Source organism: Streptomyces sp. H27-D2 (assembly GCF_035828615.1).
Lineage (GTDB): Bacteria > Actinomycetota > Actinomycetes > Streptomycetales > Streptomycetaceae > Streptomyces.
The window spans coordinates 93,933-105,752 of the sequence record NZ_JAYMZR010000010.1 but is presented as its reverse complement, the minus strand read 5'-3'; the positions used below and the strand labels follow the sequence as shown (position 1 = coordinate 105,752).

Annotated in this window: 8 protein-coding genes and 1 riboswitch; of the genes, 4 read left to right on the top strand and 4 right to left on the bottom strand. The window is 70.7% G+C overall.

Annotated features, from left to right (window positions below; genetic code table 11):
* The first annotated feature begins 192 nt into the window (after nt 1–192).
* The 3 genes from QMK28_RS06665 (at nt 193) to QMK28_RS06655 (ending at nt 2,914) form a co-directional block, all read left to right on the top strand.
* Nucleotides 193–1,509, top strand: a complete 1,317-nt coding sequence (locus QMK28_RS06665) for a PspC domain-containing protein (protein ID WP_326436059.1) — start codon at nt 193–195, stop codon at nt 1,507–1,509.
* Between the two features lie 155 nt (nt 1,510–1,664).
* Nucleotides 1,665–2,378 (top strand): response regulator transcription factor, encoded by a 714-nt coding sequence (locus QMK28_RS06660; RefSeq protein WP_326436058.1) that lies wholly within the window; start codon nt 1,665–1,667, stop codon nt 2,376–2,378.
* 134 nt (nt 2,379–2,512) lie between these two features.
* Nucleotides 2,513–2,914 carry a rodlin gene (locus QMK28_RS06655; RefSeq protein WP_326436057.1) on the top strand — a complete coding sequence of 134 codons (402 nt, stop codon included), beginning with the start codon at nt 2,513–2,515 and terminating at the stop codon, nt 2,912–2,914.
* Between the two features lie 172 nt (nt 2,915–3,086).
* Here QMK28_RS06655 and QMK28_RS06650 read toward each other — a convergent pair whose 3' ends face one another.
* A complete protein-coding gene (locus QMK28_RS06650; protein ID WP_326436056.1) occupies nt 3,087–4,151 on the bottom strand; it encodes a C40 family peptidase in 1,065 nt (354 codons plus the stop codon).
* A 457-nt stretch (nt 4,152–4,608) separates the two neighbouring features.
* Nucleotides 4,609–5,790 (bottom strand): C40 family peptidase, encoded by a 1,182-nt coding sequence (locus tag QMK28_RS06645; RefSeq protein WP_326436055.1) that lies wholly within the window; start codon nt 5,788–5,790, stop codon nt 4,609–4,611.
* Nucleotides 5,791–5,798: 8 nt separating this feature from the next.
* A riboswitch (cyclic di-AMP (ydaO/yuaA leader) is annotated at nt 5,799–5,972 on the bottom strand.
* Nucleotides 5,973–6,234: 262 nt separating this feature from the next.
* On the opposite strand from QMK28_RS06645, the gene pcrA reads away from it, so the two are divergent.
* Entirely contained in the window at nt 6,235–8,685 is a 2,451-nt protein-coding gene (pcrA, locus tag QMK28_RS06640) for a DNA helicase PcrA (RefSeq protein ID WP_326436054.1), read from the top strand.
* Nucleotides 8,686–8,835: 150 nt separating this feature from the next.
* Here pcrA and QMK28_RS06635 read toward each other — a convergent pair whose 3' ends face one another.
* Entirely contained in the window at nt 8,836–10,584 is a 1,749-nt protein-coding gene (locus tag QMK28_RS06635; RefSeq protein WP_326436068.1) for a peptidoglycan DD-metalloendopeptidase family protein, read from the bottom strand.
* A gap of 185 nt (nt 10,585–10,769) precedes the next feature.
* On the bottom strand, nt 10,770–11,594 hold the full coding sequence (locus QMK28_RS06630; protein WP_326436053.1) for an esterase/lipase family protein: 825 nt from the start codon (nt 11,592–11,594) through the stop codon (nt 10,770–10,772).
* Nucleotides 11,595–11,820: the final 226 nt, after the last annotated feature.

Genomic DNA, 11,820 nt, shown 5'->3' with positions numbered 1-11,820 from the left:
GGGGACCGATCAGGGTCGACCCTGATGCCCGGACCCCCCGCCCCATGTGACGATCGGTGGCATGACCGCCACCACCATCGCCCGCGCTGGGGGCTCCTACCCTCCGGCGCCCGAACCCGACGAGCACCCGGCACGCGAGAACTCGGCACGCGAGAACTCGGCATGCGAGAACTCGGCATGCGAGAACTCGGCATGACCGCCACCACCGCCCGCGCCGGAGGCTCCTACGCCCCAGTGCCCACCCCCGACGAGCACCCCGTCCGCAAGCTGTACCGCAGCGCGGAGGGGCGGATGCTGGGCGGGGTGGCGCGCGGGCTGGCCGGGCATCTCGGGCTGCCGGTGTCGTGGGTGCGGATCGTCTTCGTGGCGCTGTGCATGGTGGAGGGGCTGGGCGGGCTGCTGTACGCGGCGTTCTGGTTCGTCGTGCCGCTCGGGGTGGGCGGCGTCGACACGCCCCGTACGCTCGCCGACGCCCCGGCCGGGACGTCGCCCGACGGCCGGCGCCGGCCCTTCGTCCGCAAGCCCGACAAGGGGCAGATCGTCGCGCTGCTCGCGCTGGTCGCCGGGACGGCGATCTTCGTGGACAACCTCCAGCTCGGCGGCGCCAACGCCTACATCTGGCCGCTGCTGCTGATCAGCGCGGGCGTAGCGCTGGTCTGGCGGCAGGCCGACAACGCCCGCCGGGCGCGCTGGGTCGAGGTGAGCCGCAGCAAACGGGTGCTGCCGCTGGCGCGCGGCGCTGCCGGGGTGGTGCTGGTCGGCGCCGGGGTGACCGGGATCGTGGTGATGCAGGGCTCGGCCAAGCACCTCGGCTCGGTGCTCCAGGCTTCGCTGGCGGTGCTGGTGGGCATCGCGCTGCTGGCGGGTCCGTACCTGGTCCATATGGCGCAGGACCTCTCCAAGGAGCGGCTGATGCGCATCAGGGCCCAGGAGCGGGCCGAGGTCGCCGCGCACGTCCACGACTCGGTGCTGCACACGCTGACGCTGATCCAGCGCAACGCCGAGGACCCGCGCGAGGTCGCGCGGCTGGCGCGGGCGCAGGAACGGGAGTTGCGGGCCTGGCTGCACAAGCCGGAGGGCCGGGGCAAGGACGAGTCCCAGGAACCCGACACCGTCGCCGAGGCGGTCAAGCGGGCCGCCGCCGAGGTGGAGGACTATCACGGGGTGCCGGTCGAGGTGGTGTGCGTCGGCGACTGCCGGCTCGACGAGAACCTGACCGCACAGATGCAGGCCGCGCGGGAAGCGATGGTCAACGCCGCCAAGTACGGTGGCGAGGGCGGGGCGGTGCAGGTCTTCGCGGAGGTCGAGGGGCGCACGGTGTTCGTCTCCGTACGGGACCGGGGGCCGGGCTTCGACCTGGACGCGGTGCCGGACGACCGGATGGGCGTACGCGAGTCGATCATCGGCAGAATGCAACGCCACGGCGGGACCGCGCGCCTGCGCGGTGTTCCGGGCGGGGGCACGGAAGTGGAACTAGAGATGGAGAGGGCCGCGACATGCGCGACATGACGGGGAACGTTGGTGCGCCGGGCTCCGGCGGTACGGGCAGCGGCGGTACGGGCAGCGGGGCGGCCGGGGGAGCGAGCGGGACCGGGAAGCGCGACATGACCGGGAATGTTGCGGGCAGTGCGGCGGCCAGGGGCGCGGGCAGCGAGGGGCGTGACATGACCGGGAACGTTGCGGGCAGCGCGGCGGCCGGGGGAGCAGGCAGCGAAGCCCGCCGGGTCCGGGTCGTCCTGGTCGACGACCACCGGATGTTCCGCACCGGCGTCCAGGCCGAGATCGGTGACACGGACCGTACCGGCGTCGAGGTGGTCGGCGAGGCGGCCGACGTCGACCAGGCGGTCACCGTCATCACCGCCACCCGCCCCGAGGTCGTGCTGCTCGACGTCCATCTGCCGGGCGGCGGCGGCGTCGAGGTGCTGCGCCGCAGCGCCGCGATGATGGCGGACGCGGGGGCGCCGGTGCGCTTCCTCGCGCTCTCCGTCTCCGACGCGGCCGAGGACGTCATCGGGGTCATCCGCGGCGGTGCGCGCGGCTACGTCACCAAGACCATCACGGGCGCGGACCTCGTCAAGGCGGTGTTCCGCGTCGCGGACAACGACGCGGTCTTCTCACCGCGGCTGGCAGGCTTCGTCCTCGACGCTTTCGCGTCGACCGACGCCCCGCCCGTCGACGAGGACATGGACCGGCTCACGCAGCGTGAACGCGAGGTGCTGCGGCTCATCGCACGCGGGTACGCCTACAAGGAGATCGCGAAGCAGCTTTTCATCTCGGTGAAGACCGTGGAGTCCCATGTTTCGGCGGTTCTGCGCAAGTTGCAGCTGTCGAACAGGCACGAACTGACCCGCTGGGCGACGGCGCGCCGACTGGTCTGAGTACCCTGGCCGACCGCTCCGAGCACGCTGGGTGATTGCGCCGACCGGGTGAATCAACAGAACTTCTGCCTGCTGGGGTTGGTTGTCCAGATCGCTTCGGCAATGAGGCACTCCAGGCTCCAGAAGGAATACTCGTGATCAAGAAGATTCTCGCTTCGGCCGCAGTGGTTGCCTCCGCGGTCGGCGTGTCCGCCGCCCCGGCCATGGCGATCGGCAACGACAACGGGCCCGTCTCCAAGAATGGCAACGGCGCCGAGCAGAACTACGGCAACCAGACCACGAAGGGCTACATGAGCCCGCAGATGAGCCTGATCCAGGGCTCGCTGAACAAGCCCTGTGTGGCTCTGCCGAAGCTCGGCGTGCAGAACGTCCTCGGTCTGGTGAACGTCGGGCTCCAGGACGTCCCGATCCTCTCCCAGACGCAGGCCCAGCAGTGCGTCGAGAACTCGACCCAGCAGCAGGGCGACGCCGCGCTGTCGCACCTCCTCGACGACTTCCCGATCCTTTCCCAGAACGGTGCGGGCAACGGCAACTGATCGTTCCTGTAGCGGAACCCCTGGTTGTAGCCCTTTCCGAGGTGGCGGCGGCCGGGGGTTCCCCCTTTTCCGGGGGGCTTTCTCTCCCGGCTCTTCCGGATTCCGGGAGACTTCCACGCAGCGCTCCGGTTCCACGCAGCGCTCCGGTCGACGGAGCCGTGAGGCCACCGGCTCACGCCGGCCGGGATGCGCCCGCGAAGGGCATCTGGTCGATCGGGGCGATACGGACCGGGGACCCCGGGCGCGGGGCGTGGATCATCTGCCCGTTGCCGACGTAAAGGCCGACGTGGCTGACGCCCGAGTAGAAGAAGACCAGATCGCCGGGCGCGAGCTGGGACTTCGGCACCGAGGAGCCCGCGTTGATCTGGGTGTAGGTGGTGCGCGGCAGCGAGACCCCGGCGGCCCGCCAGGCGGCCTGGGTCAGCCCGGAGCAGTCGAAGGCGTCGGGGCCGGTGGCGCCCCAGACGTACGGCTTGCCCAGCGCGGACCGGGCGAAGGACACGGCGAGGGCGGCGCGACCGCTGGTGGGGGCCGCCACAGGGCCGCGCAGCGCACTGCGGCCCGCGCGGGCGCCCCCGGGTCCGGCGTCGCCGTCCCGGGCCGCGAGGCTCGCACGCTGCGCCTCGGTGAGCTTGGCCAGCAGTTTCTCGGCGGTGTCCAGCTTCCGCTCGATGGTGCGCTTGTGGGTGCGCAGCGTGGCCTGCGAACGCTTCAGCTCGGCGAGCTTGCCGTCGGCCCGCTCGCGCACCTGCCGCACGTCCCGCAGCCGCTGGGAGACGGAGGCCACGGTGGCGGCCTGGCCGCGGCCGGCCCGCTCGGTGATGGCGGCGCGTTCGAGGTACCGCTCGGGGGAGGAGGAGAGCGCGAGCCGCATCGCCGGGCTCACCCCGCCGGAGCGGTACTGGCCGGACGCGTACGAACCGAGGGCGTTGCGCGCGGCGTTGAGCCGCCCGGTTCTGCGCGCCGCCTCGTCGCGCAGCGCGTCGACGGAGTCCCGCGCCTCGTCCGCCCGCTCCTTGACACCGTTGTACCTCTCGGTGGCCTCCTCGGCCTCCCGGTACAGCCGGTCCACCTTGCTCTTGACCTGAGCGGTGCTGAGCCGGGGTTCCGCCTGGCCGGTGCCGCTGAAGGCGGTGGCGGTGGCGGCTCCCGCGATGGCGAGGGTCGCGGCGGTGCGGGCCGTACGAACGGTGTGGCCACTGAACGAACGTTGCTTCGGCTTCCTGTGCGACGCCACTACGGCCGTCAGCTCCTTCCAGACGTCCGACGGCGGCCCCGTGAACAGGGGGAGGGCCGCCGTCGGATCTCTCGGCCAGCGGCCGACGGCCACCCCGGTACGGGGGCGGCGGTGGGGAATCGACCGCTGGCTGAGGACGCTAAACCCGGAGGTCACGGAAGAGTGTCGCGATGAGATGGATTGACAGCTTTCGGCGTCCGGACGATCGAAAGAGATCGCCCGACTCGCCGTTGGCCGGAGATTCACCGCGCTGCCCTGACCGAAGCACGGGTTGCGCCGCCGGGGGCGCTGCGCTCTGTTACGGCCGGCGGGGACGTGGGCCGGGCTGGGCCGGGCAGGGGGCGTACGGCTGCCGCCCAGGGCGCGGTGCCCTGGGCGGCAGGAGCGTTCATCGAGCCGTACGCATCGCCGGCGGCTGCGCATCACCGACGGCTGTGCGCCGCCGGCGATCACGCGATCATGCGGGCCGCACGCTCCCGTAGATCGGCATGTAGTAGATCGATTCGATCCGCACGCTCGCGCCGGGCTTCGGCGCGTGGATCATCTTGCCGCCGCCTATGTAGAGGCCGACATGGCTGATGTCGTCGTAGAAGAAGACGAGGTCACCCGGCTTGAGATCACCCGTGGCGACGCGGGTGCCGACCTTCACCTGGTCCCAGGTGGTGCGCGGCAGCGAGACCCCGGCGGCTTTCCAGGCGCCCTGGGTCAGGCCCGAGCAGTCGTACGAGTTCGGGCCGGCCGCGCCCCACACGTACGGCTTGCCCATCTGCTGCCGCGCGAAGGCGATGGCCTTCTCCGCCTTGGTGGCGTACTTGCCGGGGTCCCCGGTGTCGCCGCCCGTGGAGCCGCCGGAACCGGACTCCGAGCCGCCGTCCCCGCCCTTGCCCTGTTCGCGCGCCTTGCGGGCCTGCTCGTCCTTGCGCTCCTTCTCGGCCTGCTGCCTGGCCAGCGCGTCGGCCTTGCGCTGCGCCGCGGCCTCCTTCTCGCGCTCGATCGCCGCGAGCTTGGCCTTCTCGGCGGCCGTCAGCTTCGAGAGCAGCTCGCGCGCCTCGCCGAGCTTGTTCTGCACGGTCTGCTTGCTGCTCTTGAGCTCCTTCTGCGACTCGGTCAGCGACGCGAGGTTCCTGGTCGCCTGCGCCCGCTTCTTCGAAGCCGCGGCCTGCTGCTCCTGGTACGTGGTGACGGCCTTCTGCTGACGGCCCGTCATGCGGTCCATGAGGTGCGTCTGGTCGAAGAAGTCCTGCGGGTCGTCGGCGAGCATCAGCGTCGCGGTCGGCGTCATGCCGCCGCTGCGGTACTGCGCGGCGGCGTACGTGCCCAGTGCGCGACGCGACTCGTTGAGCTGCTCGGTGCGCTCGGCGACGTCGTCGAGCAGACCGTCGACCTTGCCGCGCTGCTTGTCGGCGTGCTCCTTGGCCGAGTTGTACTGCTGGGTCGCGGACCCCGCCTCGCGGTAGAGCGAGTCGACCTTCTTCCGCACCTCTTCGACCGACTGCCGCTTCGGCTCGGAAGGCGCGGCGGTGGCGCTCTGGGAGAGCAGGGTGACGGAGGCGAAGGCAGCCGTCGTGAGGCCTACCGCGGTGCGGCGGCTTGCGGGTGAGGTGATCATGCGGTTTCGCGGCTTGCGGTGCGACGCCAAGGCTGGCGACTCCCTTCCGTGGCCGCTTACCGGGTTAGCTGTCGGATTCGGGCTTCGGAAGGTCGCCCTACAGTCCGTACGTACGCCCGCGCGGAGCGCTGACGTGCACGGACCGATTCACCCCAGTGGTACTCGTGGGTCCCCGGTTCCGGCCTCGCGGCCGGATTCAGCGGTGGCAGCGCGTGCCGGCGCGGTCGCCGGCGGGAGGACACGGGCCGCCTGACCGAGCACGGTAGCCAAGTTGTGGTGCTGCTGTGAAGGCTGATGTTCGATATGCCCGATACTTTCCCCCAAGCTTCGACTGGGAGGCGCCCCCAGTGCCCCGGCGTGTGACCCGCCCCACGTGGGGAGCCTTCCGGCGTACCGGTTCCTCCCCTCAGTTCCTCCCCCCAGTTCCTCATACCGGTGTGGGTTGTCGGTGGGGCCGCCTAGACTCGGGAGGCGATGAGCAGCCTCTTTGACGACAGCTTCCTGACGGACCTCGAACCCAAGGGCGAGGAGCCCCCGCCACCCCCCGAGGACTCCGGTCCCGAGACGGTGCCGGACGACCTCTTCGGAGGCACGTTCAACGCGCCCGTGGACCGGGATTCCCACTACCGGGACGGTGCGCCGCGGCCCCCGATCGACCCGGCCGCGCTGCTGGAGGGGCTCAACGTCGAACAGCGGGCCGCCGTCGTGCACAGCGGCTCGCCGCTGCTGATCGTCGCGGGCGCCGGGTCCGGCAAGACCCGGGTGCTCACGCACCGCATCGCGCACCTGCTGTCCGCGCGCGGGGTGCACTCCGGGCAGATCCTGGCCATCACCTTCACCAACAAGGCCGCCGGTGAGATGCGGGAGCGGGTGGCCGAGCTGATCGGCCCGCGCGCCTCCTCGATGTGGGTGTCCACCTTCCACAGCGCGTGCGTGCGGATTCTGCGCCGGGAGAGCAAGAAGCTCGGCTTCACCTCCAGCTTCTCGATCTACGACGCGGCCGACTCCAAGCGGCTGATGGCGCTCGTCTGCCGGGACCTCGACCTCGACCCGAAGCGGTTCCCGCCCAAGTCGTTCAGCGCCAAGGTCTCGAACCTCAAGAATGAGCTGATAGACGAAGACGCTTTCGCGAGCCAAGCCGCGGACGGCTTTGAGAAGACCGTCGCCGAGGCTTACGTGCTCTACCAGTCGAGGCTGCGCGCGGCCAACGCCCTCGACTTCGACGACATCATCATGACGACCGTGCATCTGCTCCAGGCGTTCCCCGAGGTCGCCGAGCACTACCGGCTGCGCTTCCGGCACGTCATGGTCGACGAGTACCAGGACACCAACCACGCCCAGTACACCCTGGTGCGCGAGCTGGTCGGGCCGCCCGAGTCCGCCGCCGAGCTGTGCGTCGTGGGCGACGCGGACCAGTCGATCTACGCCTTCCGGGGCGCGACGATCCGTAACATCCTCCAGTTCGAAGAGGACTACCCCAGCGCCACCACGATCCTGCTGGAGCAGAACTACCGCTCCACCCAGACGATCCTCAGCGCCGCCAACGCGGTCATCGAGCGCAACGAGAACCGCCGCCCCAAGAACCTCTGGACCGACGCGGGCGCCGGCGCCACGATCACCGGCTACGTCGCGGACACCGAGCACGACGAGGCGCAGTTCGTCGCCGACGAGATCGACCGGCTGACGGACGCCGGCGACGCCAAGGCCGGCGATGTCGCGATCTTCTACCGGACGAACGCCCAGTCCCGCGTCTTCGAAGAGATCTTCATCCGGGTCGGCCTGCCGTACAAGGTCGTCGGCGGCGTGCGGTTCTACGAGCGCAAGGAGGTCAGGGACGTCCTGGCGTACCTCCGGGTGCTGTCCAACCCCGAGGACACCGTCCCGCTGCGGCGCATCCTGAACGTGCCCAAGCGCGGCATCGGCGACCGCGCCGAAGCGATGATCGACGCGCTGTCGCTGCGGGAGAAGATCACCTTCCCGCAGGCGCTGCGCCGGGTCGACGAGGCGTACGGCATGGCGGCCCGGTCGACGAACGCTGTGAAGCGGTTCAACGTGCTGATGGAAGAGCTGCGGACGATTGTGGAATCGGGCGCGGGCCCGGCGACGATCCTCGAAGCGGTCATGGAGCGCACGGGCTACCTCGCCGAACTCCAGGCATCCACCGACCCGCAGGACGAGACCCGGGTCGAGAACCTCCAGGAACTCGCCTCGGTGGCCCTTGAATTCGAACAGGAGCGGGCGCAGGACGGCGAGAGCACCGGCACGCTCCCGGAGTTCCTGGAGAAGGTCGCGCTCGTCGCCGACTCCGACCAGATCCCGGACGAGGAGACCGACGGCTCGGGCGTGGTCACCCTGATGACACTGCACACCGCCAAGGGCCTCGAATTCCCGGTCGTCTTCCTGACCGGTCTGGAGGACGGCGTCTTCCCGCACATGCGCGCGCTCGGCCAGACCAAGGAGCTGGAGGAGGAGCGGCGCCTCGCGTACGTGGGCATCACCCGTGCGCGCGAGCGGCTCTATCTGACCCGCTCCACGCTGCGCAGCGCCTGGGGACAGCCCGCCTACAACCCGGCCTCGCGGTTCCTGGAGGAGATCCCGGACGAGTACGTGGAGTGGAAGCGGACCGGCGCGGCGACCCCGTCCGCGTCGATGAGCGCGATGAGTTCGGCCGCCTCGTCCCTGTCGTCGACCTTCGGGTCCGCGCGCGGCGGCAAGGCGGGCCCGAGCGGCTTCGCGACGCGCCGGGCCAGGGACCGGCCGGTGGTCGTCGTCGGCGTCGGCGACCGGGTCACCCACGACAGCTTCGGGCTCGGCACGGTGGTCGAGGTGAAGGGCAGCGGCGACAACGCCGAGGCGACGATCGACTTCGGGGATGAGAAGCCGAAGCGGCTGTTGCTGCGGTATGCGCCGGTGGAGAAGCTCTAGAGCTTAGAGCTTTAGGCGGGATGCGGCCGGTGCCGGGATGTGGCCGGTGGAGCCGGCTGCCGGGCGCCCGCTCGGGGCGGGTTCCCGGTCGGCCCGTGTCGGGGTCGGCCGGGAACCTTGTCGCTAAGTCGGATCGCTGACGTCGGGTCGCTACGTCGGGTCGAGGCCGTGGCCGCGTAGCCAGGGCAGCGGGTCGATCGCGGCGCCGCCGCCGGGGCGTACCTCGAAGTGCAGGTGCGGGCCGGTCGAGTTGCCGGAGTTGCCGGAGTACGCGATGACGTCGCCCGCCTTGACCGAACCGGACCGGAGCTTGGTGCTGCTGAGGTGGCAGTACCAGGTCTCGGTGCCGTCCGGGGACGTCACCATGGCCATGTTGCCGTAGGCGCTGTTCCACTGGGTGTGGACGGTTCCGTCGGTCGCCGCCATCACCGGCGTTCCGTAGCTGACCGGGAAGTCGATGCCGCTGTGCACCGACATCCAGTTGACGCCCGCCTGGCCGAACTGGGCGCTCAGCCCATGCTGCTTGACCGGGATCGCGAACTTCGGACGGGCCGCTTCCTTGCGCACGGCCTCCGCGTCCTTGCGCTTCTTCTCCGCGACCCGCCGTTCCTTGAGGTCGATGCGCTCCTGGGTGCGGCTGGCGCGGCCCGCGAAGTCATCGGCGTCGGCGGCGAGTCCGGCGATCTGGGTGTCGAGCTTGTTGTTGACGGTGGCCGGCTTGACCTCGGTGGCGTCCGGGGCGGCGGCCTGCGTGGTCGGCTTCGCCTCGTCCGGGTCGCTGCCCGCCAGGCCGCCGACCGAGGCGGCGGCCGCTGCGGCCACCCCCATGACGGCGACGGAGGGGACGGCCACGGTCAGCAGCGCGGAACGTTTGGCCTTGGGGCTGCGGCGACGGCTGCGATTGCGACCACCCTCGTGCCGGGGCGGGAGGGCGTCGGCCGGGTAGCCGGCGGCTGCGGAGTGAGCGGCGACGAGCGGCTCGGGGTCGAGGTCCGGGCTGGGGTCGAGGTCCGGGGCGGGGTCGCTGTCGAACCCGTACGCCGGGTCGTAGCCCGCGTCGGCCGGGTCGTAACGCGTCTCGGCTGCGTCGTAACCCGTGTCGTAAGCGCTCCCGTACGACGGGTCCTGCTGGGCCGCAGCTTCGGGATCCGCCTCGGGGGCCTGGAACGCCTGGTACGAGCCGGAGCCCCAGCTTGTCGTGGCGTAGGCCCCGGTGTCGTAACTGCCGGTGTCGTAACTGCCGGTCTCGTAAGCACCGGTGGAATAAGCGGCGGTGGAGAAAGCGGCGGTCGGGTAGCTGCCGGTGTCGTGGCTGCCAGTGTCAGCAGTCTCGTTGCCCGAGGTCCACCGCGTGGTGTCGTACTGACCGGTCCGGCCGGTCTGGTCGGCCGGGTCCGCGGTGGGCCAGGCGCTGGTGTCCCACTGACCGCTCGTGTCCCACTGGCCGGTGCCGTCCGCGGCGTAGGGGTATCCGGCCTGGGCCGGGATGCCGGGCGTGCCCTGGCCCTGGCCCAGGTCCTGCGGTTGCCCCTGCTCCTGGCCTTGGTATCCGGCGGGGTTCCACTGCGTGCTGTCGTAGCTACCAGTGTCGTACGTCGCCTGGTGCGCGCCGTAGGCGTCGTAGCCGACGGTGGACTGCGTGCCGGTGTCGCCCCACTGGGAGGTCGGGTACTGCCCGGTGTCGTAGCCCGCGGCCTGCTGGCCGGGCATGGCGCCGAAGAGCGGGTCCCCGTCGCCGTAGGAGGCGGGAGGGTTCTCGAAGGAGCCGGTCGCGTAGCCGTCGTGCCCTGCGTATTCGTGTTGTGCGCCCTGCTGCTCGTACGGCACATAGTGACCGTAAGAGGCGTCAGGTGCGGGGACGGTCGGGATGGAGTTCCCCGACGGGTGACGGTCGTTCACCACCAACGTCTCTTTCGCCTCGGCAGCAGAAGAATTAGCGGCGACTGTACCCGGCGGTAAGCGGCGGCGACAATCTTCGGCAGGTTTCGGGCGGTCAAGGCGCGGACATTTGGCCGCCTTTCGGCGGACAGGAGGACACTTCTTGGCCGTTCGTTCGAGCCCAGTTCGACGCTAATTCACCGAGGTCAGGCCACCGATGCCGGGTCGGAGGCCGCCGCCTGCGCGCCCTCGTCCGCAAGTATCCGCCGTATCCGCGCGGCGACCGCGCCGCTCACCGGCAGGGCGAGGTGCCCGACACCGCTCACCAGCTCGTTGCGCGTGTTCAAATCCGGATGGTCGAGCCGCGCCGTTTCCACCGGCACCATTAGCTGATCCAAGTCGCTCCAGAAGCTGACGAAATAGGTACGACAATTCGGTGCGGGCTGCGTCAACTCCGCGATTACCTCGGAATCCGGGCGCATCTGCCGCACCAGCGGATGGCCGGACAGCAGCGGCGCCACCCGGGTGCCGGAGTGCGGGGTGCCGAGCGTGACCAGGGTGCGCACCCTGGCGTCGCCGCCGAGCCGCTGTACGTAGTACCGGGCGATCAGCCCGCCCAGGCTGTGCCCGACCACATCCAGCCGCCGGTGCCCGGTCCGCTCGCAGATCTCCTCGATGTGCTGTCCCAACAGCTGGGCCGCGGTGCGGATGTCGCAGGTCAGCGGCGAGTAGTTGAGCGCCCCGACATGCCGCCAGCCGTGCTGCCGCAGCGAGCGGCCCAGCAGGACGAAGACGGATCGGTTGTCGATGAAGCCGTGCAGCAGCAGCACGGGCGGATGGGCGCGGCCTTCGGTCGGCAGCCGCGGCGAGTCGGGCGGCGGATCCGGGTCGCGGCGTTCCTGCGGGATGCCGGTCGGGTAGAGGAGCAGGTGCCCGGCGAGGATCACCAGCTCCAGCGCGGTGGCCCTGATCAGCGCGATGGACGCGATGGTCGGACGGGCAAGGCAAGAGAGAAAGGGCAGAGCCTTCATGGCCGGCCTCCCGGATGCACACGGAGGGACGGTTCTGTCCCTGTGTGCCCTCATGGGTAGCCGAGGAGGAGGTCGTGGGCGGTACGGGTGGGGCACGTGCGCGAGCATGCGCGGCTGCGGGGGCGGAAGCCCGTGGCTCACCTCGGGCATTCGCAGGCCCCGCAACTGTCCACGGGTTCTGCACGGGCCTCCGTGCTCGTGCTCCGTGAACACCTGTGCATGGACG